We start from the raw sequence: 24739 nt of genomic DNA, 5'->3' as shown, positions 1-24739 counted from the left end.
CCGCGGGCGCGGCAACGCGCGTATGTTTTGAGCTGTCTTTTTGCGCCGCGTTTTGAGCTGTATCTCGCGCAATATTCCGCGCTGTTTCGATCTGTTTCGTACGTTCCCGTTATGTCGCATGATCCTTTGCACGATGCGTCGGGCGCTGACGCGCCGCGCGTCGATACGCCGGGCGTCGATACGTCGGGCGTCGGTACGTCGGGCGTCGGTACGCCGGGCGTTGACGCACCGGGCGTCGCCACGCCCGCCACGATCGCTGCCTCCGGCCCCGCATGGCTACCATTGCCCGAGTGGCTGCGCCGCTACCGCCGGCCATGGCTGCGCGCCGATCTGAGCGCCGGCCTGACGGCGTCCGCGGTGGTGATCCCGAACGGCCTCGCCTATGCGACGCTCGCCGGCCTGCCGATCGAAGCCGGCCTCTACACCGCGTTCGTGCCCGCGGTGATCTATGCGTTGTTCGGCACCTCGCGCGCGCTCAGCGTCAGCACCACCACCACGCTGGCGATTCTGACCACCAGCGCACTCGCGCACGCGGCGCCGGGCGGCACCCACATGGAGCTGCTCGCCGCTGCCGCCACACTCGGTGTGCTGGTCGGCCTGCTGCTGATGCTCGGCTCGCTGCTGCGCCTCGGCTTTGTCGCCGATTTCATTTCCGAGCCGGTGCTGATCGGCTTCAAGGCGGGCATTGCGGTGGTCATCTTCGTCGATCAGTTGCCGAAGCTGCTCGGCATTCATTTCGCCAAAGGCGAATTCTTTCGCGACGTGATGGAGATCGTGGCGCACGCGCCGCATGCGTCGCCGCCAACCGTCGTGGTGGCGGTGCTGACGATCGTCACGCTCGCGCTGCTGCGGCGCTTCGTGCCGCGCGTGCCCGCACCGCTGGTTGCGGTGGGCGGCGCGATGCTTGCGTCCAGTTTGCTTGGACTGCAGGCGCACGGTGTCGAAACCGTCGGCTTTGTGCCGACCGGCCTGCCCGCATTGACCTTGCCGTCGATGTCGTTGGTCCATACGCTGTGGCCAATCGCGCTGGGTATGGCGTTGATGAGTTTCACGGAAACCACCGCCGCGGGCCGCGCGTTTGTGCAGCACGGTGAGCCGACGCCGCGCGCCAATCGCGAACTGTTCGCCACCGGCATCGCGAATCTCGCCGGCGCGCTGTGCGGCTCGATGCCTGCCGGCGGCGGCACCACGCAAACAGCAGTCAACCGCCGCGCCGGCGCGCGCAGCCAGGCGGCTGGGCTGGTGACTGCGGCCGTCGCACTTGCTGCGATGTTGCTGCTATCGCCGTATATCGGCCTGATTCCGCACGCAGTGCTCGCCGCAGTCGTGATCGTCTACTCGGTCGGACTGTTCGACGTAGCCGAGTTTCGCGCGATCGCAAGAGTGCGGCGCATGGAGCTGGTCTGGGCGCTGGTCGCGCTGGCAGGCGTGGTGGTGCTCGGCACGTTGCAAGGCATTCTGGTCGCAATTGTCGTGTCGTTGATCGCGCTTGCGCATCAGGTGTCGGACCCGCCGGTTTATGTGCTCGCGCGCAAGCCCGGCACCAACGTGTTCCGGCCGGTGTCCGCCGCCCACCCGCACGACGAATCGTTCGCCGGGCTGCTGCTGTTGCTGCCCGAAGGCCGCATGTACTTCGCGAACGTGCAGCACGTCAGCATCAAGATCCAGCATCTGATCGCGGCGGCCAGCCCAAAGACGGTGATCATCGACATGAGCGGTGTATTCGATATCGAATACACCGCGCTGAAAACCTTCGCCGATGCCGAACAGCGGCTGCGCCATCGCGGCATTGCGCTATGGCTGGCGGCGATGAATCCGAATGTGCTGGATCTGGTGCAGCGCTCGCCGTTGGGCGTCGCGCTTGGCCGCGAACGGATGTTCCACAATCTCGAGCAGGCGGTTGCGCACTATCGGATCAGCGTGTCGGATGGCAGCGCTGAAGCGGGCGCCACCGCGCAGGTCTAGCGGATAAACACCGCGTGGCGGGTCACCCACGCAAGCACATCGCTCACGCGGCGCGCCTGCGCGGCGACCATCGGGTAGCGCGTGAGTTCATCGAGCTTCACCCATTGCACGTCGGTCGATTCGTCGTCGTGCACCAGCGCGTGGTCCGACGCGTCTTTCGTGCTTGCTGCAAGCAGAATCGAAAATTCGCGGCGCACTTCGCCGTCCGAGTACGCGATGATCGTTGCGGGATCCGTGTAGGTGCCGATCATGCCGGTAATCGCGACGTCGATACCGGTCTCTTCGCGCACCTCGCGCCGCGCACATGACTCAAGCGAATCGGACAACTCCATCGTGCCGCCCGGCATCGCCCAAAAGCCGCTGTCGCGCCGTTTGACGAGCAGCAGCCGTTGCCCGGCATCGAACACGGCCACCGCCACCGCGGGCTTCAGCGAGTTCGCCGCGGGCGCCTCTTTGCGTGCATCCAGATCGACGCGCGAGACCCGCAGCGGTTCGCGTGCCCATGCAGCCAGCGTCTCCTGCACGTCGACCGCCTGCTTGTCGTTGCCGGCCGGATACTTGATGAACAGGATGCGCGTATCGCGTTTGATGCGCTGAATATAAGCCGTGCCCGGCTCGATCACATAGAAGTCGCCGCTTGTGAAACGATGCACTTCACCGCTGTCGACATCCTGATACTCGGTCATGCCACGCAGCACGTACTGGTATTCCTTCGCGCGTGTGTGGCGATGCGCGGGCTCGAAAGCGTGCTGCGCATAGTCGGAGAGGCCGATCTCGACATCCGTGTCGTGAAGATGCGCGAGCGCCTGCGGCAGTTGCAGTGCGCCGGCCAGATACTGGCGGGTCGCACCCTCGAGCGCGGCTTCGATCGCAGCACTATGCAAGAATTTGAACGGCATGGCGGCTCCTGACGGATCGGGTTGGTCGCATCAACGGTGCCGCTCTGCTGCGCCAGTTACGCCAGGTTCTGTTGTCGCTGGCTACGCGAACGACATTTCGAGGCGGATTCCCGAGTAATTCACCCGTGGAGCGACTTCCCGGCCATCACCCTTCTCGAAGTGCACGATGCCGTATCGCTCCATCGTCTTAAGCGTGCGCGACAGGTTGGACTTGGCCCGGCCCGATGTCTCGGCTAACTCCGTCAACGATGCCGGGTTCGTCTTCGCGATCAACGCGAGCAACGCCTGATTCTTTCCCGACAGCACCTGCGCGAACGACTCAGGCGACGAGAACCAGATCTTCGGCTCATCGGGCGACGGCTTGTATTCGCCCCGCGCGATTGCCATTGTCCGCGCCTTGAATTGCTCCATGGGGGCAATCCCGATTTTCAGGATGTGTTCGTCAATCATCGCTTTCGCTCCTTTCCTTCATCACCGCTTCCACTTCGGCCCAGAAGTCTGCTACTAACGTCACGGCATCTGCGTAATCGTAAAACCGGATACGCTCGCCGGAATGCTTGTGGTCATACTCGATCCGCGTACGTGCACCGGGGCCTGAACCTTCTCGAACCGGATGCGCGTTATCGAATCCCAACAGGCGAGCACCCGTTTCATCGTGCAGTGTCATCGAATACTTCAGCCCGTGCGGCCGCTCTGGCGACGCAGCGACCCGTTTCACTTCAAATTTCACCCAGCAACACCCAGTGTGATCGACGGCATACCCCACTCCGTCCAACTCGAGCAGGGTGTCCAAGCTTCGATCTCGATTGGTCATGGGCTGAATGTTATCATCGAGTGATAACTTATGCAAGTACGCCGCCGATGGGTCGGCTGTCTCGCCGGGCGATACCAACGATACTTGCTTGCGCTCAGAGAGCGCCCCCCTCACGCAGGCAACCCCGTCCCTTCGCGCCCCGCGATCTCATGCAGCATCTGCGTATACTCCCCCGCGTCGATCGGCCTGCCGAACAGATACCCCTGTTGCCGGTCGCAACCGATCGAGCGCAGATAGGTGGCCTGCGCCGAGGTCTCGACGCCTTCCGCGGTAACGTCCATGCCGAGCGAATGCGCCATCGCGATCACCGCATGCGTGATCGCCACCGCGTCGCGGTGATCCGGCAAGCCCGCAACAAACGAGCGGTCGACCTTCAGGTTGTGCAGCGGAAAGCGCTTCAGATACGACAGCGACGAATAACCGGTGCCGAAGTCGTCCACTGAAATGCGCACCCCCATCCGTGTCAGCGATGTCAAAATCGGCATCACCGGTGCGCGCTCGCTCATCAGCAGGCCTTCGGTAATCTCGAGTTCGAGCGCCTCCGGCGCGAGCCCGGCGGCCACCAGGCACTGCGCGACTTCCTGCACCAGGTCGTCGTTGAACTGGCGCGGCGACAGGTTCACCGCGATCATCAGATCGGGCGCGACGGTCCTGCGCCACTGCGCCGCCTGTTCGCACGCGCGCTCGAGCAGCCAGCGGCCGAGCGTAATGATAAGGCCGGTGTCTTCGGCAACCGGAATGAATTCGGCCGGCGACACGTCGCCCAGTTCGCTGCTGCGCCAGCGCATCAACACTTCGGCGCCGACCGTACGGCCGCTGGTGCCGTCGACGATCGGCTGATAGACGAGCCGCAACTCGTCCGCACCGAGCGCGCGCCGCAGCGCCTGCTCGATCATGAAGCGCCGTTGCAACTGTCGCTGCAGTTCCTTCGTGAAAAATTCAAAGCCGTTGCGGCCGCGCAGCTTGGCCTGATACATCGCCGAATCGGCATTGCGCATCAGCGTGATCGCATCGCGCCCGTCTTCCGGAAACACGCTGATGCCGATCGACGCGCCGAGGTAATACTCGTTGTCCGCCACCGCGAACGGCATCGCGATGGTCTCGATCACCTGGCGCGCGAGCGCGGTCAGATGCGCAGCGCTTTCATAGCCGGACACGATGATCACGAACTCGTCGCCGCCGACCCGCGCCAGCGTGTCGCCTTTGTGCACGCAGGCCGCGAGCCGTCGCGCCACGCTGCGCAGCAACGCGTCGCCGGCGTCGTGACCGCCGGTATCGTTGACCTTCTTGAAGCCGTCGAGGTCGATGAACAGCACCGCGACGCGCGGCACGTGCAGGCCGCGTTCGGCCGGCTCGAGCAGCTCGCGCATGCGGTCCGACAGATACGCGCGGTTGAACAGACCCGTCAGCGAATCGCGCGTCGCCAGATACTTGAGCTGTTGCTGCGCCGCGCGCACCGGCCCGATGTCGTTGAACGAGATCAGCACCGCGTGCGCTTCGCTCTCACCCGGCTTGAAGACCGGTACGACATTCGCGGTCACCCAGATGGTTTCGCCGTTGTACAGGTCGAGCGCCAGCGTCAGCCCGAGCATCGGCTTGCCGCTGGCGAATACCTGGCGGGTCGGCCGGTCCGGCGTCTCGATCACCGAGCCGTCTTCGCGGCGCGCGCGCAGCATCACCGAATAGATGTTGCTGCCGACGATCGACGGCGTGGCGCGCAGCATGCGCATCGCGCTTGGATTGCAGGCCAGCACTTCGCCGCCGCGCAATTGCACGACGATGCCTTCGTTCAGGTGATCGACCACCAGGCGATGATGCTCCTCGCTTTGCGCGAGGCGCTGCTGCAGCCGGTCCTGGTGGATCGCGAGGCCAACGCTGCGGCCGATGTCGCGCAGAATCGTTTCTTCGACGTCGGTCGGCCGGCGTGGCGCGCGGTAGTACACCGCGAATGCACCGAGCACGCTGCCCGCTTCGTCTTCGAATGGAATCGACCAGCAGGCGCGCAGGCCGTGCGGCCGCACGAGATGCCGAAATTCCGCCCATAGCGGATCTTTCTCGATGTCCTCTGCGACCACCATGCGTCGCTCGTACATCGCCGTGCCGCACGAACCCATCTCGGGTCCGATCTCGAAGCGGCTTAGCGCGTCGTGAAACTCGATCGGCAGCGACGGCGCGGCGCCGACCTTGGCGTGCCGCCCGTCGGTGCCGAGCACCAGCACGGTGCAGGACGCGCCGTCGCCCAGCAAGGTCTCGGCGCGCCGGCACACTTCTGCAAGCAGATCGGGCAACGGCGTGCTGCGCGTCAGCAGCCGCACGACGTTGCGTTCAGACTCCAGCACTTGCGCGGCTACGCTCGACCTGTAGCTGCGGCTACCGTGCTCACTGTTGTGCTCACTGTCGATCATCCGGATTACGCTCTCTTGGCGATTCATCAATGCAACATCGGCAGCATTGCGCATTTCTTGCACCCGGGTTTACGCCAGGTTTGCGCCGCTTCTTTACATTCCACGCATACAGACGAAAAACGATGCCCGTCATTGAATATGCGGATTGAATGTGCGCTGCTCGATTACCCCGTTTTTAGCGACGATCGCCGTCCCTTCCGGAATCTCTTCCCACCATCCGGGCAAGTCGACGAGCGGTTCAGACAGTACCAGAAATGCGTCTTCACCGACGGCCTCGATGCGCGGATCGTCCGGATAAAGCTCATGTAGATGCCGCATCGAAGCACTGTGAAACAGCGAGCGCGACTGCCGCTCGCTCGAATAGCGTACCGCGACGATACGCTCGCCGTCGGTCGCGCACACGGTCATATTCAGCGGCTCGGCCACGCCGCGGCGGCGCGCGGTTTCCTCGACGCTGCCCGCCATCCGCTCGAGCGCCTCGACCGGATCGAGCTCGAGACCGAAGCTGAGCGCGAGGAAGAACAGCACTTCCGAATCGGTCGAGCCTTCAATCGAGGCGAACAGGTCCGCGTCGATCGCCATCATCAGGTCGCGGCGCAGTTTCGGATATTCGCGCACGAGGCCGTTGTGCATGAACAGCCACCGGCCGTAGCGAAACGGATGGCAGTTGGTTTCCTGGGCCGGCGTATCGGTCGCCGCGCGGATATGCGCGACGAACAGCGGCGCGCGCACGGCACGCGCGGCGTCGCGCAGATTGCGGTCGCTCCACGCGGGCTGCGCGCATCGGTAGCGAAACGGGATATCGGTTGGATGCCCGTACCAGCCGACGCCGAAGCCATCGCCATTGGTGGTGGTATGCCCCAATCGCGAATGCAGACTCTGATCGATCAGCGAATGCTTCGCCCGAAACAATACGGTTTCGAGCTGGATCGGATTGCCTGTGTAAGCCAGCCAGCGACACATGATTCACCTCCTCGACAAAGAAGACTGCCCTTGCGTCGCCACGGCATCTTGCGCGCTGCACCAAGGTGCTGCTACGGCGCGCCCCGATAGGCCACCAGCGGCCCGAGGAACGCCGAAATGCCGGTCAACATGATCTGCACGCCGATGCAAAGCAGCAGAAACGCCGACACCCGCAACGCGACTCGCGTCCCCTCCTTGCCGAGGAAGTGAGCGATGTAGGCGGAGCGACTGTACGTGAAATAAATGACAAGCACGACAAGCACCGAGATCACCACCGATGCGAGCGACGACAACAGGAATTCGGACAGCTTGTGCGAGCGGCTCGCGCTCAATGCGATCGCGGTAGCAAGCGTGCCGGGGCCGGTGGTGAGCGGCATTGTCAGCGGGAAGAAAGCTTTGGACATCGCGTTTTCCGGGTCGACCGGCTTGCCGGCGGCCTGTTCGTTACGCGTCTCCGGCGCGTTCAGCATGTTCCAGGCGCTGACCGCGACCGCGAGGCCCCCGCCGATGCGCAACGCCTCGATCGAGATGCCGAAGAAATGCAGCACCGGCGTGCCGGCGAAGAACGCCACCAGCAGCACGATCAACGCGTTGATCGACACACGCCGTGCCAGCGCCGCGCGTTCGTCGCGGCTTAACGACTCGGTGCGGTCGAGAAACACGAACGCGATAGCAAACGGATTGATGATGCTGATCAATGCGGTGAAACCGAACAGGATGTCGGCGATCAGGCTGCTTGTCATTGGCTTGTGACTGGCTTTGTTGATTGGTTTTGTGATGATTAAAGCATCTGTGAAGCATAGGCACGATGTTCTTTCAATATGCCTTCATGCGCCGCAAAGATCAACGTATCGCATAGCGTAACGCGCCAGCACAGCGTGCGGGCACAGCGCTCATATTTTTGATTCGCTTTACGCAAGCCCGCGCCCGGGCATACAGTCGGTCCGGGCCTTGCTTGCAAGGCCGTAGCGACGCGTATCAACCCCAAACGTAGCCTGAGTACGAGGAGTTGCCCGATGTCCTTCCGTCTGCTGGCCGTGCTGCCGTTCATCGGCATTCTGCTCGGCGTTCCGTTCGTCAATCGTGTCGAACCGCTGGTGCTGGGCATGCCGCTTGTGCTCGCGTGGATCGTGATGTGGGTGGTACTCACCGCGGTCATCATGGCAGTCGTCTACAGGCTCGATCCGGCCAACCGCGAACCCATAGCGGACGGCCGCCCCGTAGATGGTCGCCCCACGGAGGACCGCTCATGAGCAGCGCACTTCTGATCATCGTCGCGGTCACGCTGTTTGCGCTGTATCTCGGCATACGTGCCCGCCGCGGCCACGACATGAGCCTCGAACAATGGACCGTCGGCGGCCGCAGTTTCGGCACCGCCTTCGTGTTCCTGCTGATGGCCGGCGAGATCTACACCACCTTCACGTTTCTCGGCGGCAGCGGTTTCGCCTATGGCAAAGGCGCGCCCGTGTATTACATCCTCGCGTATGCAACGCTCGCCTATGTGCTGTCGTACTGGCTGCTGCCGCCGGTGTGGCGCTATGCGAAGACCCATCGGCTGGTATCCCAACCGCACTTTTTCGCGCGCAAGTACGACAGCGAAACGCTCGGCGTGCTGGTTGCGCTGGTGGGCGTCGCAGCGCTGATTCCGTATCTGGTGCTGCAACTCAAAGGGCTCGGCATCATCGTCGCGACCACCTCGTACGGCGCGATCTCGTCGACCGCGGCGATCTGGATCGGCGCGGCGGTGGTGACGGTGTACGTGATGGCGTCAGGCGTGCGCGGCTCGGCATGGAACTCGGTGGTCAAGGACCTGCTGATTCTCGGCGTCGTGCTGTTTCTCGGCATCTACCTGCCGATCCATCATTACGGCAGCCTCGGCAACATGTTCCATGCAATCGACGCGGCACGGCCTGGCTTTCTGACGTTCCCCGACAAGGGCGCCAGTTCGAGTGTGGTGTGGTTCCAGTCCACTGTGCTGCTGACCGCACTCGGCTTCTTCATGTGGCCGCACACGTTCGGCTCGGTGTTCACCGCTAAGGACGAACGCATCTTCCGGCGCAACGCGATGGTGCTGCCGATCTATCAGCTGATCCTGCTGTTCGTGTTCTTCTGCGGCTTCGCGGCGACGCTGAAGGTGCCGGGGCTGACCGGCGGCAATATCGATCTTTCGCTATTCCGGCTGACGCTCCAGACCTTCGACCCGTGGTTCGTCGGTGTGGTCGGCGCGGCGGGCGTGCTGACCGCGCTGGTGCCGGGCTCGATGATTCTGACCACCGCGTCGACGCTGCTCGCCAACGACGTGTATCGCGGCCTGCTACAGCGCGATGCCTCCGATGCGCGCGTGGCCAAGATCGCGCGCTTCATGGTGCCGGTCGTCGCGCTGGTCGCGGTGCTGTTCACGCTGCACGGCGGCGAAACCATCGTCGCGCTGCTGCTGATGGGTTACAACTTCGTCACGCAGTTGTTCCCGGCTGTGGTGTGCAGTCTCGCCGCGCGCAATCGCGCCACGAAACAAGGGGCATTTTGCGGCATCGCGGTCGGCGTGCTGATGGTTGCGGTGACAACCATCATGCATTTGAGCGTCGGGCAGTTGCTGCCGTTTTTGCCGGACGTATTGAAGGACGTGAACATCGGCTTCGTGGCGCTGACCTTGAACGTGATCGTGTTTGCGATCGTCAGTGCGCTAACGCAGCCGCATGCGCAGGCCGGGCAGTCGCACGCGCAGTCGCGCTAGCTCACGCGGACGACACGAACGATCCGGACAACAGGCAGGCGTAGCTCTACGCCTGCCGCTCCCGGCTGATTTGCATCTCGCATACGTGTGCATCACCGATGCAAATCGCATAGTCGGAGAATATCTACGTGGCGAGATACACGCGCCGCAGTGCTCGTTGGCACGCATTGCGGCACCGCCACATTCCCCATCAACGCCAACCTACCAGGATGTCTATGAACGTATCGTCGCAATACCAGACTTACTATCCGAACGGTCAGATCCAAACCTCCTTCACCCAGCAGCCGGGACAAACCGGACAGGCGGGCAGCTACCGCAGCTTCGACGAACAAGGGCAGCTTCGCGAACTCCAGCTTAAATCCGCGGATGGTCACGTATGGCTCGACCGCAAGTTCGGCAACGACGGCAGCCAGACGAACTCGATGACGCCTCCGGGCGGCGGCGGATGGACGGCGACGTTCGGTCCGAATCAACGGACCTGAACGTTCTTCAGTGTGGGTGTCGTGGAGACGGTGAGAAATCGCGCATGCGTTTGCGGGCATTGCGCGGCGACGCTGGTGACGTTGGTGACGCTTAAGCAGCGCCTTTCGTGTATAGCGTCGAGTTGGCGAAATGATCGGTCGCCAGCACACGCCCGACAAGAATGAGCGCGGTCCGCTCGATATCGGTGGCCTGCACCTTACCGACGATATCCGCCAGCGTGCCGGTCAGCTTTTCTTCATCGGGCCAGCTCGCGCGATACACCACCGCGACCGGACAATCCGCGCCGTAGTGCGGCAGCAATTCTTCGACGATGCTCGCGATATGCCGTACGCCAAGGTGAATCGCGAGCGTCGCGCGATGACGCGCAAGATCGCCGAGCTGCTCGCCGGCGGGCATCGACGTCTTGCGTGCATAGCGGGTCAGGATCAGCGTTTGAGAAACGTCGGGCAGCGTCAGCTCGCAGCCGAGCGTCGCCGCGCAGGCCGCGGTTGCGGTCACGCCCGGGACGATTTCATACGGAATGCCCAGCGCGCGCAACCGGCGCATCTGCTCGCCGATCGCACCGTATAGCGACGGGTCGCCCGAATGCACACGCGCGACGTCGTGCCCATTGGCGTGCGTATCGGCAAGCAACGCGACGATCGCGTCCAGATCGAGCTCCGCCGTGTTGACGACGCTATGCGCTACATTGCCAGCCAGCACCTCGGGCGGCACCAGCGAACCAGCATAGAGAATCACTGGACAGCTTCTGACCAGCCGCTGCCCCTTCACCGTGATGAGTTCAGGGTCGCCAGGCCCCGCACCGATAAAGAAAACCGTCATTCAACAACACTCCTTGTCAGGCCGCACAACGCTTCGCGCATCGCGCCGGCCTCGTCAAACTCCCGGTCTGCCGGCGGCAGGGCCGGCCGCCTGACCATCACGACCGGCAAACCGCGCTCGCGCGCAACCACCAGTTTCGCCTCAGTGGCCGCACCGCCGCTGTTCTTGCTGACGATCACATCGAAGCCGCCCGTGGCGATCAGCGCGCGTTCGCCATCGACAGTGAACGGCCCGCGCGCATCGATGACGGTGGCGCGGGCATGGCCCGGATGTGCGTCGAGGCAGCGCACGGTCCAGAACTGATGCGCCGGAATCTCGTCGAGATGCGCGAGCGCTTCGCGGCCGAGCGTGAACAGCGGCCGCGCAAACGGCGTCAATGCCGCGCACACGCCCGGCCAGCCGTCGACCATGCGCCAGTCGTCACCACGCTGCGCCTGCCAGGCCGCACGCCGCAGCGCCCAGTACGGCACGCCGGCAGTACGGCACGCCGCCGCCGCGTTTGCACTGATTTGCGCCGCGTACGGATGGGTTGCGTCCGCAACCAGCGTGATGCCTTCGTCTTCGATATAACGTGCGAGACCCGCCGCGCCACCGAAGCCGCCGATCCGCACGCCGCACACGAGCCGCTGCGGCACGCTGCCGAGGCCAGCCAGACTGTAGACATGCGACATGTCGAGGCCGCGCGCAATCTGCAACGCGTCGCCGGTACCGCCTAACAACAGAATGCGCGTCATTGCGCGGCTCCGACGATACTGCCCTGCCGGTCGATCGCGAACATCTCGACGCGAACCGTGGCCGGCACGATGCCGCGCGCAACCTGCAGTGCATGCGCACACACGAGGTTACCGAGCGGCACGCCGGCTGCATGTGCCAACGCAAGCGCCTGCTGGCTGGTATTGGCCGCGCGCATGGCCGTCTGCAGCACGGCATCCGCGCCGTGCTCGCCGGCCCATGTCGCAAGCTGCGGCAAATCGATGCTCGAATGGCTGCTATGCAGATCGAGATGGCCGGCCGCCAGCTTGCTGAGCTTGCCGAAACCGCCGCACATGCTGAGCCGCTCGACCGGCGCGCGCTTCAGATGCTTGAGCACGGCGCCGGCGAAATCGCCCATTTCGATCAGCGCGATATCGGGCATGCCGTAGTGTTTGCGCATCGCGTCTTCGCTGGCGTTGCCGGTACAGGCTGCGATATGCAGATAGCCGTTCGCGCGCGCGACGTCGATGCCCTGGTGGATCGACGCGATATACGCCGAGCACGAAAACGGCCGCACGATGCCGGTGGTGCCGAGAATCGACAGGCCGCCGACGATGCCCAGCCGCGGGTTCATCGTCTTCAGCGCGAGCGCCTCGCCGCCCTCGACGCCGATCGTCACGTCGAAGCCGCCGCCATATGCGAACTCTTCGGCGAGCTGCGTCAAATGCTGGGTCATCATCTGGCGCGGCACGGGGTTGATCGCCGGTTCGCCGACCGGCAGCGTCAGCCCGGCACGCGTGACGGTGCCCACACCCGGCCCGGCGAAGAACCCGACGCCTGGTTGCGCGCGCAGCTTCACGCGCGCGAACACCACCGCGCCGTGCGTGACGTCCGGGTCGTCGCCGGCGTCCTTGATCGTGCCGGCTTCAGCGCCGTCGCCGTCGTCGGTCAGGCGACAGAACGTCAGCCGCATCGGCACGTGCTGGCCTTTGGGCAGCACGATGTCGGCCACCTCGCTCGCCCCGCCGCCGAGCAGCAGCCGCGCCGCCGCCAGCGAAGTGGCGGTCGCGCAGCTGCCGGTCGTATAGCCGCTGCGCAGCGGCGCCGGTTGTTCGGGGGTTTCGTCGCGCATCACGTCACGGCTTGCGGGTTTCGTACAGTGTGACCGGCAGCGCGGAGCGCCATGTGTCGAAGCCGCCGAGCGGCTCTGCTGCGCTCAGCGCGATGCGCGTCAAGCTGCCGCCGTGCTGCTCGCGCCAGGCAACCAGCGCCGCCTCGCCTTGCAGCGTCACTGCATTCGCGACGAGGCGCCCACCGTTCTTCAGCGCGCTCCAGCACGCCGGCAACACGCCGGGCCCGCTGACGCCGCCGCCGATGAAGATCGCATCGGGCGACGGCAGCCCGGCCAGCGCGTCGGGTGCGCGGCCCGCCACCAGTTGCAATGCCGGCACGCCGAGCGCGTCGCGATTGCGCTCGATGAAACGCTGCCGCTCCGGATGCGCTTCGATGGCCAGCGCGCGGCACGACGGATGCGCGCGCATCCATTCGATGCCGATCGAACCGCAACCCGCGCCGACGTCCCACAGCGATTCGCCGGGAACCGGTGCGAGCCGGGCGAGCGTCAACGCGCGCACGTCGCGTTTGGTCAATTGTCCATCGTGATGAAAGGCTTCGTCGGGCAAGCCGGGCGTTAGCGCGAGGCGCGGCGTCGCGTCGCCGTCGGCATGGCAGCACAGCGCGATCAGGTTCAAGGCCGCGCCCTGCGATGCGTGCCACGCGTTGGCGCAACCGTCGATGCGGCGCTCGAGTGGGCCGCCCAGATGTTCGAACACGGTCATGCGGGTCGAACCGAAACCGCGTTCGGTCAAATGCGTGGCCAGGTGTGCAGGCGTTGCGCCATCGCTGCTCAATACAAGCACGCGGGCGCCATCATGCAGATGAAGATTGAGCAGGGCCAGCGGCCGTCCGACTATCGATACGCACGCCACCTCCTGCAGCGGCCAGCCGAGTCGCGCCGCCGCGAGTGATAACGACGAAGCCGCCGGCAGCACGCGCATCTGCTGTGCGCCGACATGGCGCGCAAGCGTCGCGCCAACCCCGAACAGCATCGGGTCGCCGCTTGCCAGCACGCAGACCGGCGTGTCGCGGTGCGCGAGCAGCGCGGTCATATCGAACGGACTGGGCCAGCGTTCGCGGCGCGCGGCAAGGCGCGCCGGCAACATCGCGAAATGACGCTCACCGCCGTAAATTACCGCCGCATCGAGTAGCGCGCGGCGCGCCGCGCGCCCCAAACCGGCAAAACCGTCATCGCCTATTCCTACTACGGTTAGCCATGCCGGCATGCTGCGGTCCTCGATGTATCGCGTATTGCGCTGTCAGATTGATGCCCGGCCGATGCGGGGCGCTTCCCGCTTCGGCCGCGCGCCGTCGCGTTGCTCGAGCAACGGCGCGTGGTGTGTAGTCACGCATGATACCGCGTGGCTTACATTGCGGGCCTGTTATCGAACCTGACGTGGCGCATGCGCACCTCGTCAAGGTCGCGTTGCGACGATTGATCCTGGTCCGCTGCCTGCTGCGTTTGCTGCGCGCGGTTGGACGAATGCGGAATCGGCGTGGTGCATTGGCTTTGCACCGCTTTCGCCAAAGCCGAGAACCCTGCGTCGACCTTGCCGTTAAGCCCGGCGAGCTGGAGATTGGCTGCGCCCTGCGCAGCGGCGAGCACCTTTAGCGAGTCGTCGACCTTGCCGAGCCGCGCATCGACGCCGCCAAGCTGGCCGCCCAGCTGGCCAAGGGCGGCCGCCATTGCATCGTCGTTTGCCGACAGCTTGTCGAGTTTGACATTGCTCGAGCGAACCGCATTGTCGATACCGTTCAACCGGCGCGCCTGCGCGGTCAGCTGCGAGTTCAGGTTGCCGACCTGTCCGTCGAGGACTTCCAGATGGCTCGCCACGCTGTCGAGGCGGTTATTGATCCCCGTCTGCCCCGTTGCCAGGCTATCGAGCTTGCCGCCGATCTCGCCCAGTTGCGCGGAAACCACTTTGCGCCACATGCCCTCCGTTTTGCCGGGAATGCGGCCTTCGAGGTTATCGTCGCCCTCCTGCCCGGCAGAGCCGACGCCCGTCGCACCCTGCTGGTTTTCGGTCAGCTGGCTGCCGGAGAAAAAGTAGTTGGTGTTGACAATCGGATTCTGTGACGTTGTCTGCATGTTCGACTCCTTCAAGACGTGATTCGTAAAGTGGATGAATTACGGACACTCAATGCTGAAGAACTGAACCGGTAGCGCTTCGGGTCACCTCCTTGTGTGAAGAGCATGGCGCCATTGTGTCGATCCGCCGCAGCGGTGGGTGCTATCGGGGCACCACATGCACCGCGACGTGCAGCAACCTGATCGATGCGTGCTGGATCCGCCCATCCGACGTGATGTGCAGCGAAACGAAAAATCTCGTTCATTTGCCTTGCAATTAAGTTCCGCTATTCCGACCATGCCTAATATCAATTGGTGAGCGCATTTCGATCGCGTTTATATTGAACGCCCCGCCCCTAAGGAAAAGCAGCATGCTCAAAAGGAAATCCGCATTCAGGTGTGTTCAGATTGCCATTGCATTGGCATTTGCATCGGGCGCCTATGCGCAGAACATGACGCGAGACAACGGCTCGCCTGTGGGAGACAATGAAAATTCGCAAACCGCCGGTCCGGCCGGACCGACGTTGCTGCAGGATTCGCAGCTGGTCGAGAAGCTGCAGCGCTTCGACCGCGAACGCATTCCGGAGCGCGTGGTGCATGCGCGCGGCACCGGTGCGTTCGGCACCTTCACACCGGACGCCGACATTTCCGACCTGACGGTAGCCAAGGTTTTCACGCCGGGCACCAGCACCAAGGTGTTCGTGCGCTTCTCGACGGTGATGGGCTACCGCGGTTCGCCGGAACAGGCGCGCGACCCGCGTGGCTTCGCGATCAAGTTCTATACGACGCAAGGCAACTGGGACATGGTCGGCATCAACCTGCCGATCTTCTTCATTCGCGACGCAATCAAGTTCCCGGACTTCGTGCACGCCAACAAGCCGAGCGCAGTGACTGGCGTGCAGGACGCGAATCTCGCGTTCGACTTCTTCGCGAACTCGCCGGAAGCGACCCACATGCTGACCCGTCTGTATTCGGACGAAGGCATGCCGGATTCATATCGCCATATGGATGGTTTTGCAGTTCATGCCTTTAAATTCGTCAATGAAAAAGGCGAAGTGCATTACGTGAAATTCCATTGGAAAAGCGAGCAGGGCATTCACGGAATTCGCCCGCAAAACATTGCCGCATCGATTGGCAATGACTGGAACATGATGACCAACGACCTTTACGGCGCAATCCGTAAAGGCGATTACCCGAAATGGGATCTGTACGTTCAGGTGCTGAAGCCGGAAGATCTGAACCAGTTCGACTACGATGCGCTCGACGATACCAAAGTCTGGAGCACCGTGCCGGAGCGCAAGGTGGGCACGATGGTGCTGAACCAGGTGCCGGACAACTACTTCCAGTCCACCGAGGAATCCGCATTCGCGCCGTCGCGCATGGTGCCGGGTATCGAGCCTTCGGAAGACCGCATGCTGCAGGGCCGCATGTTCGCGTACGCCGATACGCAGATGTATCGCCTCGGCGCAAACTTCAACGATCTGCCGATCAACCGGCCGATCGTACCGGTCACCAACGTGAATCAGGACGGCGAGCTGAACGCCGGCAAGCGCACCGGCGAAGTGAACTACGAACCGTCGACGCTCGCTGAAATTCCGCAGGATCCGAAGTACAAGTACGTGCAGACGCCGCTGTCCGGCACCACGCAGCAGGCGGCGATCCACAAGACGCTGAACTTCCGCGAGGCCGGCGAGTACTATCGCGCGCTGTCGAAGCAGGACAAGAGCGATCTGATTACCGCACTGTCGGCGGACCTGAACCATGTCACCAACGACAGGAACAAGTACGCGATGCTGTCGTACTTCTACAAGGCCGATGCCGACTACGGCAAGCGTCTGGCCAGTGCGACGCACGCGGATGTATCGCGGGTGGCGGACCTGGCAGCGAAGCTGCAGGAAAACTAGGCGGCCGTGTAGCTCGCGTGCCAACTCGCGTGCCGTGCGCGGGTGTCGGCACGCGAGAGCATGCAGGTTCTCCCTCCCCTGAATTCGAGCCCATGATGCGATTGCCTGCCACGCAGCTTGCTGCGCTCGTGTCGCTGTGCACCGCGCTTTGTGCCGGATGCGCATCGACCCGCGAACTCCATACACCGCCTTCGGCCATCCCCGCGCAGCAACTGCGTCAATACGACGAAGACTGGTTCGACGCCGCGCGCCTTGGCCGCGTCGATATCCTGCAAGCGCTGACGCAAGCCGGCTATCCACTCGATGCAACCACGCCGCAAGGCTATACCGCACTCGTCCTGAGCGCCTATGACAATCATCCCGATGCGCTTGCGTTTCTGCTGAAGGCCGGCGCCAATCCGTGCGTAGCGGACAGGCACGGCAACACCGCGCTGATGGGTGCGCTGTTCAAGGGCGAGAGCGAGATCGCCCGCACCCTGATGAAGGCCTCGTGCCCGATCGACCAGACCAACAACGCGGGCGAAACCGCGCTATCGTTCGCCGCGCTGTTTGGGCGGCTCGATCTGTTGTCCGATCTGGTGGCGCGCGGCGCGAACCCGGATCACACCGATGCGCGCGGCAGCACCGCACTCGATACCGCCCGCGCACAGGGCAACCAGAGCGCGTTCGATGCGCTGGTGAAAATCGGCGCGACTCATTAGGTACCCCCGTAGGTACCCCCGTAGGCACCCCCGTAGGCACCCGCGCGGCGCAACGCCGCGCGCGGCGGCCTTGCGGGCCGCTCACGGTCGTTGGGCGTAGCGAAAAAAGGCATAATAAGCGTCGCCGGCGCCCTTCGGGGCCGAAGAGGGAACACGCATCACCGTGGCTGCCCCCGCAACTGTATGCAGCGAGTCCACACCTGAACCGCGCCACTGGTCTAACCGGGAAGGCGGTGTGGATCACGACCTGCGAGCCAGGAGACCTGCCGGCAACACTGTTCGTGCCAGCCAAACATCGGGCGGGGTGTACCGATGCCGAGCTTTTTCGCCGCCGTATGCGCGGCGAAATGCCCGGGCCGTCGCGCGACGCTTACCCGGTAACCGATTTGAACCACGCCTTTCCTGCTGTCGATGCGCCCGTTAGCGCCGCCACGCCACGTGCGTCGGCGTGTCCGGGGCTGGTGCGCATCGTCGCGGCGCGCGACGGCGGGCTGTGCCGGATCAGGCTGCCCGGCGGCGCATTGAGCGCGGACGCGGCAGACGCGATTGCCGACGCAGCGCTTGCCCATGCGTCGGGAGTGATCGAAGCGACCAATCGCGCGAACCTGCAGATTCGCGGCGTGCGCGCGGGTGAACAACAGGCGCTGATCGCGCGGTTGCTGGCGGCCGGGCTTGGGCCTGCTGGGGTCGCTGGGGTCGCTGGGGTCGCAAGCGCAGCAGACACCGCGCTCGCGCAGCCGGCGAACCCGGCCGCAGACGACGTGCGCAACCTGATGCTGAGCCCAGCCGCAGGCCGTGATCCTGCAGCACTGATCGACACGCAGCCGCTCGCCGAAGACATCCTCACGCTGCTGCGCAGCGAAGCACGTTTTGCCGCGCTGTCGCCCAAATTTGCATTGCAGCTCGATGGCGGCGAACGCCTGACGATGCTCGGTCACCCGCACGATATCTGGCTCGCCGCGCTGCCGTGCGAAGACGGGCCGCGCCTGGCATTCGGCCTCGCCGGCACCATCCCGGTTGCGCCGCATCAGCAAACCGCGCTCGCGGCAGTGCGGCCGGCGCAGGTGCCTGCGCTGGTGCGCGCACTACTCGACACGTTCATCGAGCTGGCCACCCCCGAGATGACGCGCATGCGCGATCTGCTCGCGCAGCATCCTGCAGAAGCGCTACTCGAACGCGCCGCAGCGCGCCTCGATTTTGCGTTGCTGCGCGGTCCGCAGATCGCTGCGTGGCGACGCACACCGGCAGATGCGGCATTGCGTTTCGGCGTGCAGCCGCAGCGCGAATCTGCGAGCGAAGCTGGGCGGTTATCTGAGCACCCTTCCGGCCACCTGCCTGGGCGCCCATTCACGCACGCATCGGGCGCCTCACGCGCGCTGTCGCAAGTCGGCGGCCAGCCGCCGCTCGGACGCCTCGATGCCGCGACACTGCGCGAACTCGCCACACTGGCTCGCGAAGCGGGCAACGGCACGCTGCGCATCACGCCGTGGCAAAGCGTGCTATTGCCCGACGTACCCGAGAACCACGCGCAGTCAGCACTCGCCCGCCTCGCTGCGTTGGGCTTCGCCTGCGAGCGCGCGCAGCCGTTCGCGCGGCTGATCGCCTGCGCGGGCTCGTCGGGCTGCGCGAAGGGCCTCGCCGACACCAAAGCCGATGCCGCGCAGCTCGCGCGCAGCCTGCCCGCCGCGGCCGAAGTGCATCTGAGCGGGTGCGTGCGCTCATGCGCTGCCGCGCACCCGGTGCCATTCACGCTACTGGCCGTCGCGCCAGGTCGCTACGACCTTTATCAGCGCACCGAGCCGCTCGCCGACCCGCGCACCGGCGCGCCCTTACCCCAAGCCACACGCAGCTTCGGCACCTGCGTTGCCTGCAACCTGACAATCGACGAGGCCGCTCCGCTTTTGCAGCCGCGGCCCGCCCGGAGTTTCCCCGATGCTTGACTACATTCGCGATGGCCAGCAGATCTATCGCCAGTCGTTCGCGACGATCCGCGCCGAGGCCGATCTCGCGCGCATTCCCGCCGACCTCGAAAAGCTCGCGGTACGCGTGATCCACGCGTGCGGCATGGTCGACGTGGTCGACAGCCTGCGCTTTTCCGCAGGCGCCGGCAGCGCGGGGCGCAATGCGCTCGCAGCCGGCGCGCCGATCCTGTGCGATGCGCGGATGGTCGCCGAAGGCATCACGCGCGCACGTCTGCCGGCAGCCAACGATGTGATCTGCACGCTTGCCGACCCCACCGTGCCGGCGCTCGCCCGCGAGTTGAACAACACCCGCTCGGCGGCCGCGCTCGAACTGTGGCGGCCGCATCTGGCAGGCAGCGTGGTCGTGATCGGCAACGCGCCCACCGCACTTTTCTATCTGCTCGACATGCTCGATGCGGGCGCGCCGCGGCCCGCGCTGATTCTGGGTTTTCCGGTCGGCTTCGTCGGCGCGGCGGAATCGAAGGCGCTGCTTGCGCAAGATAGCCGCGGTGTGCCCTTCGTCAGCGTCGAGGGCCGCCGCGGCGGCAGCGCAATGGCCGCTGCCGCGGTCAATGCGCTGGCTTCGGAGGACGAATAGATGAGCGTACAACGAGACGCCGATGCGGCAGTACAAAATGGAGCACCCTCGGACACACGAGTGCACACCCCGACGGGCGCACCGGCCGATGCACCGCGCTCGCGCGGCCTGCAGGCGGACTCATCGCAGCCGGTCGCACGCGGCCGGCTACTTGGCCTGGGCGTCGGCCCCGGCGACCCCGAACTGATTACCGTGAAGGCGCTGCGGCTGCTGAAGGCGGCACCGGTGGTCGCGTATTTCGTCGCGAAAGGCAAGAAAGGTAACGCGTTCAGCATTATCGAAGCGCATCTGCACGACGCGCAGATTCATCTGCCGCTGGTTTATCCGGTCACCACCGAAGCACTCGAACCGCCGCTGTCGTACGAGGCGATCATCGCCGACTTCTACGACAGCATCGCGCACGTGCTCGCCGGCCATCTGGATGCAGGGCGCGACGTCGCGGTGATCTGCGAAGGCGATCCGTTTTTCTACGGCTCGTACATGTATCTGCACGACCGCCTCGCACCACGCTTTCATGCCGAAGTCGTGCCCGGCGTGTGCTCGATGCTGGGCGGCGCGGCGGTGCTCGGTGCGCCGCTCGTGTACCGCAACCAGACGCTTTCGGTGCTGTCCGGCGTGCTGCCCGAAGCCGAACTGAAACGGCGCCTTGCCGATGCCGACGCGGCCGTCATCATGAAACTCGGCCGCAACTTCGACAAGGTTCGGCGCGTGCTGGACGAACTGGGCCTTGCGAGCCGTGCGCTATATGTCGAGCGTGCGACGATGGCGAATCAGCGGATCGTGCCGCTTGCCGACGTCGACCCGATGGCATCGCCCTATTTTTCGCTGCTCGTCGTGCCGGGGGAAAAATGGCAAGGCTGAACGCGCCCGCGATCGTCGTGCTCGGGCCGGGCGCGCTTGCCACAGCGCGCCGCCTGCAACAGTGCTATCCCGACGCGCGCGTGCATGGGCTGCGCGAGCGGCTGGAAGCACAAACCGAGGTCGGTTTCGACGAACTCGGTTTGCATCTGCGTGAGCTTTATGCGCGCGGCACGCCAATCGTCGCGTTGTGCGCGGCCGGTATCGTGATCCGTTGCCTGGCTCCGCTGCTCTCCAACAAAGGCGTGGAGCCACCGGTGCTGGCGGTGGCCGAGGATGGCAGCGCGGTCGTGCCGCTGCTCGGCGGCCTTGCCGGCGTCAACGTGATGGCGCGCGAAATGGCCGCGGCGCTCGATGTATCGCCCGCGATTACCACCAGCGGCGAACTGCGCTTTGGCACCTGCGTGCTGAATCCGCCGGACGGTTATGCGCTCGCCAGCCTCGCGCAGGGCAAGCGCTTCGTATCGGATCTGCTGGCCGGCGCGAGCACGCGCATCGAAGGCGATGCAGGCTGGCTCGATGCGGCACAGTTGCCGCGTTCGGCCACCGCGCGCCTCGCGATTCGCGTCACGCCGCTCGCGTGGGACGGCAATGCCGACGAACTGCTGATTCATCCGCGTAGCGTCGTCGCTGCGCTGACGGATAGTGTCGATGCCGCGCAGCGCGTGCGGATCGCGCTGGCGGCGCATGGGCTTGCGCCGTTGGCGCTCGCGGCGCTGGTTGCGCCCGCAACGGCTTGCGGCGATGCTGCGCTCGAGCAGGCCGCCACCGAACTCGGTGTGCCGCTGCGCTTTGCTGAAGCTGAAATCGGAGCCGAAGCCGGAAACGAAACTGGAGCTGCAGTTGGAGCTGGAGTTGGAACTGAGGTAGGAGCCGGGGCCGGGGCCGGAGCCGGGGCCGGAGCCGGAGCCGGAGCCGGGGCCGGAGCCGGAGCCGGAGCCGGAGCCGGAGCCGGAGGCAGAACTCAAGCCAAAGCCAACACCGCCTCTGCGCACAGCCTGCTGAAGGCTGTTTTGCAACAAGCTTGCGATTTCCTCGCTGAAACCGCAGGCGTCGCGCTGGCGCTCGCCGCCGCCCCTGTCGACGCCGCTTCGATCGGCCGCGCACGCGGCCGTCTCACGGTGATCGGCCTCGGCCCCGGCAATGCCGCGCTGATGGTGCCGGCCGCGCGCGATGCGCTGACGCTTGCCACCGACATCCTCGGCTACGCGACCTACGTGAATATGGCCGGCCCATTCAACGCCAGCCAGCGGATTCACGCGACCGACAATCGCGAAGAGATGCAGCGCGCGCGCCACGCGTTCGAACTGGCCGCTGCCGGCAAACATGTCGTGATGGTTTCGTCCGGCGACCCGGGCGTATTCGCCATGGCTTCCGCCGTGCTCGAGGCGCTCGACACCGCAGACGACACGCGCTGGGCCGACGTCGATCTGCAGATCGTGCCGGGCGTATCGGCCGCGATGGCGACCGCCGCGCAGGCCGGCGCGCCGCTCGGACACGACTTCTGCATGTTGTCGCTATCGGACAACCTGAAACCGTGGGCGGTCATCGAAATGCGCGTGCAGCTCGCCGCGCAAGCGGATCTGGTGATGGCCTTCTACAACCCGGTTTCGCGCGCCCGGCCGTGGCAGCTCGATCAGGCGCTCGACATCGTGCGCAGCGTGCGCGCAGCCAATACGCGGGTCGTCCTCGGACGCGACATCGGCCGGCCCGGCGCGGCGCTGACCGCGACCACGCTCGGTGCGCTGAAGTCCGCCGACGTCGACATGCGCACCATGGTGATCATCGGTTCGTCGACCACGCGTGGCTTCGCGCGCAACGATGGCGGCGAATGGGTCTATACGCCGCGCTGGTATCGCTAGTGCAAGCTGCGCCGCTTACCGACGTGTTGCGCGCGCAAGCAACGTTCGGCGATCAGGGTTCTCCTTAGCTAAACTTTGATCGCCGGCGGACGATAACTCCGGTTAACCTCCTTTATCGCTTTCGCGTCCGCCATGCAAACCACAGAACACATCGCAGAGCCCAGCTCAGCCGCTTCCATCTCACTGAGCGAGCAGACTGTGCCGGTCGGCACGCCGCTCGAATGGCCGATCGTCGATGGCGACGGCACGCTGCTGTTCGAGCGCGGCGCCGTCGTGCTCAGCGCCGACGAGTTGCGCTTTCTGTTTGCGCAGTTCAAGCCGCGCCGCGGCGATCTCGACGACACGCAGGCCGCAGCCGGCAGCGCCACCCGCGCTCACGACCAGGATCAGGACACGCCGCTCACGCTGGCCGACACGCACCTGGCGATCGGCGCGTTGATCGGCATGCGGCCGCAAACCGGCGGCAATGGGCCGATGCATCCGAGCCGCATCATCGGCTTTGCGCCGAACCAGTCGTTGTTCGTGATGCCGCCGTTATCGGGTGGCCGGCATCTGCAGCTGACCATCGGCGAAAACGTCGAGATCGTCGCGATCGCGAGCCAGGCGGTGTTTCGCTTTGTGTGCACGGTCGACTCGGTGTGTCAGCTGCCGTTCGAGTATGTGGTGCTGTCGAAGCCCGGCGTGATCCGCCGGCTGCGCGAGCGCAAGTCGATCCGCGTGCGTGCGCGGCTGCCAGTGCGCTTTGGCCTCGATCCGGCCGGCAGCGCATACGACGGCCTCGGGCTGGTGCAGACGATCAGCGCGTTCGGCATGTCGTTCGCAACGCCGTGGGTGGTCGGCGAAGTCGGGCGCAGCCTGCGCGTGTCGTTCCGGCTATGCTCGAAGGACGTCGATACGGTGGTCGAAACCACCGCGATCATCCGCAATGCGCAGCCGGCCACGGAAGACGGCGGCCTTGCGACGCATGGGCTCGAATTCGAGCAACTCGACGCGGCGCAGCAGCTAGCGCTGAAGTCGTTCGTGTTCGATCGTATCGACGATGTGTCGTACTGGTCGAATGGCACACGCTGATCGTAGGTATGGAGTCCCACGCGCCGACAAGTTGCGCGGCGGTGCCTGATTAAAACGCGCGGCTAAAGATGCGCGATTGAAGGCGCGGCCGATTGAAGATGCGCGATTGAAGATGCGCGATTGAAGATGCGCGATTGAAGGCGCCCGATTGAAGGCTCCTCATTGAAGCGCTCAGGCGTCCGCGATCAATTCGTCGGGGCGAACGCACACACCGCCCCACGCTTGCGCGAGCGATGCGCAGCGGCCAAGGCGCAACGCGTCGCGCTCGAAGTCGACGAATACCACGTGGTCCGCCGCGCCGGGCCGCAGCGGCGTATCGGCGCTGCGGCCATCCGATAGCACCCACAGCCAGCGTTGCTGCGCCGGTTTGCGGCGCGCCGCGCGCATCAGCAATTGCGTGGCGCTGTCGACGCCCGTCTGCAATGGCGTGCCGCCCCCGCCGCCGATCGGCTGCAGCCAGCGCTCGTTCCACCAGCGCGGCACCGCAGGGCCGAAGCGCAGCGCCGCACGCATACCGCTAAAGCAGATCAGCGCGGCTTCGTGACGATCAGCCCGTGCACGCTCGAACAGGGCGAGCAGCAGACCTTTGGCCAGCGCGAGCCGCGCGTCGGCCAGCATCGAACCCGAACAGTCGAGCAGAAAACAATGCAACGCGCGAGGCGGCTGCGCGCTGCGCGCAAAACGCAGATGCTCGGTGCGCAACGGCTGCGGGCCTTTTGCCGCGAGCGTGCGCAGCCACGCGATGCGCGTGCCCGGCAAGCCGTCGCCAGCACTTGCGCCTGCTCGCGAAGGCCATCGAAACCCGCTGCGCGATGCGCCAGC

Annotated in this window: 23 protein-coding genes and 1 riboswitch; of the genes, 11 read left to right on the top strand and 12 right to left on the bottom strand. The window is 65.0% G+C overall.

What is annotated here, in order from left to right:
* Nucleotides 1-111 precede the first annotated feature (111 nt).
* Nucleotides 112-1965 (top strand): SulP family inorganic anion transporter, encoded by a 1854-nt coding sequence (locus ACYVNQ_RS13070; RefSeq protein WP_460902916.1) that lies wholly within the window; start codon nt 112-114, stop codon nt 1963-1965.
* Here the strand turns inward: ACYVNQ_RS13070 and ACYVNQ_RS13065 are convergent.
* The 6 genes from ACYVNQ_RS13065 to ACYVNQ_RS13040 all read right to left on the bottom strand — a co-directional run bounded on the left by ACYVNQ_RS13065 (nt 1962) and on the right by ACYVNQ_RS13040 (nt 7789).
* Nucleotides 1962-2864 (bottom strand): NUDIX domain-containing protein, encoded by a 903-nt coding sequence (locus ACYVNQ_RS13065; RefSeq protein WP_460902915.1) that lies wholly within the window; start codon nt 2862-2864, stop codon nt 1962-1964. The genes ACYVNQ_RS13070 and ACYVNQ_RS13065 overlap by 4 nt on opposite strands.
* Nucleotides 2865-2945: 81 nt before the next feature.
* Entirely contained in the window at nt 2946-3314 is a 369-nt protein-coding gene (locus ACYVNQ_RS13060) for an HVO_A0114 family putative DNA-binding protein (protein WP_460902914.1), read from the bottom strand.
* The gene (locus ACYVNQ_RS13055) at nt 3307-3657 is read right to left on the bottom strand and encodes a toxin-antitoxin system TumE family protein (RefSeq protein WP_460902913.1); all 351 of its coding nucleotides are present in this window, start codon (nt 3655-3657) and stop codon (nt 3307-3309) included. Before ACYVNQ_RS13055 ends, ACYVNQ_RS13060 begins: the two co-directional genes overlap by 8 nt.
* Nucleotides 3658-3788: 131 nt before the next feature.
* Complete coding sequence (locus ACYVNQ_RS13050; RefSeq protein WP_460903576.1) at nt 3789-6083, bottom strand: putative bifunctional diguanylate cyclase/phosphodiesterase; 2295 nt, start codon at nt 6081-6083, stop codon at nt 3789-3791.
* A 129-nt stretch (nt 6084-6212) separates the two neighbouring features.
* Nucleotides 6213-7046 carry a class II glutamine amidotransferase gene (locus ACYVNQ_RS13045; protein WP_460902912.1) on the bottom strand — a complete coding sequence of 278 codons (834 nt, stop codon included), beginning with the start codon at nt 7044-7046 and terminating at the stop codon, nt 6213-6215.
* A gap of 71 nt (nt 7047-7117) precedes the next feature.
* Nucleotides 7118-7789, bottom strand: coding sequence for a MarC family protein (locus ACYVNQ_RS13040; RefSeq protein ID WP_460902911.1), 672 nt, complete (start codon nt 7787-7789; stop codon nt 7118-7120).
* A gap of 273 nt (nt 7790-8062) precedes the next feature.
* Here ACYVNQ_RS13040 and ACYVNQ_RS13035 point away from each other — a divergent pair, with 273 nt between their 5' ends.
* The 3 genes from ACYVNQ_RS13035 (at nt 8063) to ACYVNQ_RS13025 (ending at nt 10262) form a co-directional block, all read left to right on the top strand.
* A complete protein-coding gene (locus ACYVNQ_RS13035) occupies nt 8063-8299 on the top strand; it encodes a DUF3311 domain-containing protein (RefSeq protein WP_460902910.1) in 237 nt (78 codons plus the stop codon).
* Nucleotides 8296-9780, top strand: coding sequence for a sodium:solute symporter family protein (locus ACYVNQ_RS13030; RefSeq protein WP_460902909.1), 1485 nt, complete (start codon nt 8296-8298; stop codon nt 9778-9780). The genes ACYVNQ_RS13035 and ACYVNQ_RS13030 overlap by 4 nt, the downstream gene beginning before the upstream one ends.
* Nucleotides 9781-9995: 215 nt before the next feature.
* Nucleotides 9996-10262, top strand: a complete 267-nt coding sequence (locus tag ACYVNQ_RS13025) for a hypothetical protein (protein ID WP_460902908.1) — start codon at nt 9996-9998, stop codon at nt 10260-10262.
* Between the two features lie 91 nt (nt 10263-10353).
* On the opposite strand, the gene cobM is transcribed toward ACYVNQ_RS13025, so the two are convergent.
* From cobM to ACYVNQ_RS13000, 5 genes are all read right to left on the bottom strand, one after another.
* A complete protein-coding gene (cobM, locus tag ACYVNQ_RS13020) occupies nt 10354-11085 on the bottom strand; it encodes a precorrin-4 C(11)-methyltransferase (protein ID WP_460902907.1) in 732 nt (243 codons plus the stop codon).
* Entirely contained in the window at nt 11082-11819 is a 738-nt protein-coding gene (locus tag ACYVNQ_RS13015; protein WP_460902906.1) for a cobalt-precorrin-6A reductase, read from the bottom strand. The genes cobM and ACYVNQ_RS13015 overlap by 4 nt, the downstream gene beginning before the upstream one ends.
* Nucleotides 11816-12910, bottom strand: coding sequence for a cobalt-precorrin-5B (C(1))-methyltransferase (locus tag ACYVNQ_RS13010; protein WP_460902905.1), 1095 nt, complete (start codon nt 12908-12910; stop codon nt 11816-11818). Before ACYVNQ_RS13010 ends, ACYVNQ_RS13015 begins: the two co-directional genes overlap by 4 nt.
* A 4-nt stretch (nt 12911-12914) precedes the next feature.
* Nucleotides 12915-14120 carry a precorrin-6y C5,15-methyltransferase (decarboxylating) subunit CbiE gene (gene cbiE, locus ACYVNQ_RS13005; protein ID WP_460902904.1) on the bottom strand — a complete coding sequence of 402 codons (1206 nt, stop codon included), beginning with the start codon at nt 14118-14120 and terminating at the stop codon, nt 12915-12917.
* 140 nt (nt 14121-14260) lie between these two features.
* On the bottom strand, nt 14261-14983 hold the full coding sequence (locus ACYVNQ_RS13000; protein WP_460902903.1) for a hypothetical protein: 723 nt from the start codon (nt 14981-14983) through the stop codon (nt 14261-14263).
* A gap of 431 nt (nt 14984-15414) precedes the next feature.
* Here ACYVNQ_RS13000 and ACYVNQ_RS12995 point away from each other — a divergent pair, with 431 nt between their 5' ends.
* From ACYVNQ_RS12995 to ACYVNQ_RS12965, 7 genes are all read left to right on the top strand, one after another.
* A complete protein-coding gene (locus ACYVNQ_RS12995; protein WP_460903575.1) occupies nt 15415-16866 on the top strand; it encodes a catalase in 1452 nt (483 codons plus the stop codon).
* A gap of 92 nt (nt 16867-16958) precedes the next feature.
* A complete protein-coding gene (locus tag ACYVNQ_RS12990; RefSeq protein ID WP_460902902.1) occupies nt 16959-17567 on the top strand; it encodes an ankyrin repeat domain-containing protein in 609 nt (202 codons plus the stop codon).
* A 108-nt stretch (nt 17568-17675) separates the two neighbouring features.
* A riboswitch (cobalamin riboswitch) is annotated at nt 17676-17852 on the top strand.
* Nucleotides 17853-17914: 62 nt separating this feature from the next.
* Entirely contained in the window at nt 17915-19507 is a 1593-nt protein-coding gene (locus tag ACYVNQ_RS12985; RefSeq protein ID WP_460902901.1) for a precorrin-3B synthase, read from the top strand.
* Complete coding sequence (locus ACYVNQ_RS12980) at nt 19500-20126, top strand: precorrin-8X methylmutase (protein ID WP_460902900.1); 627 nt, start codon at nt 19500-19502, stop codon at nt 20124-20126. The genes ACYVNQ_RS12985 and ACYVNQ_RS12980 overlap by 8 nt, the downstream gene beginning before the upstream one ends.
* 108 nt (nt 20127-20234) lie before the next feature.
* Nucleotides 20235-20987 carry a precorrin-2 C(20)-methyltransferase gene (locus tag ACYVNQ_RS12975; protein ID WP_460903574.1) on the top strand — a complete coding sequence of 251 codons (753 nt, stop codon included), beginning with the start codon at nt 20235-20237 and terminating at the stop codon, nt 20985-20987.
* Nucleotides 20975-22846, top strand: coding sequence for a precorrin-3B C(17)-methyltransferase (gene cobJ / locus ACYVNQ_RS12970; RefSeq protein WP_460902899.1), 1872 nt, complete (start codon nt 20975-20977; stop codon nt 22844-22846). The genes ACYVNQ_RS12975 and cobJ overlap by 13 nt, the downstream gene beginning before the upstream one ends.
* A gap of 132 nt (nt 22847-22978) precedes the next feature.
* The gene (locus ACYVNQ_RS12965; protein ID WP_460902898.1) at nt 22979-23917 is read left to right on the top strand and encodes a flagellar brake protein; all 939 of its coding nucleotides are present in this window, start codon (nt 22979-22981) and stop codon (nt 23915-23917) included.
* A 171-nt stretch (nt 23918-24088) separates the two neighbouring features.
* Here the strand turns inward: ACYVNQ_RS12965 and ACYVNQ_RS12960 are convergent, their stop codons facing one another.
* On the bottom strand, nt 24089-24676 hold the full coding sequence (locus ACYVNQ_RS12960; protein WP_460902897.1) for a vWA domain-containing protein: 588 nt from the start codon (nt 24674-24676) through the stop codon (nt 24089-24091).
* Between the last annotated feature and the right edge of the window lie 63 nt (nt 24677-24739).

This window comes from Paraburkholderia jirisanensis, assembly GCF_054782355.1.
The sequence above is the reverse complement of the archived record's forward strand: the minus strand, read 5'-3'. Positions and strand labels throughout refer to the sequence as shown.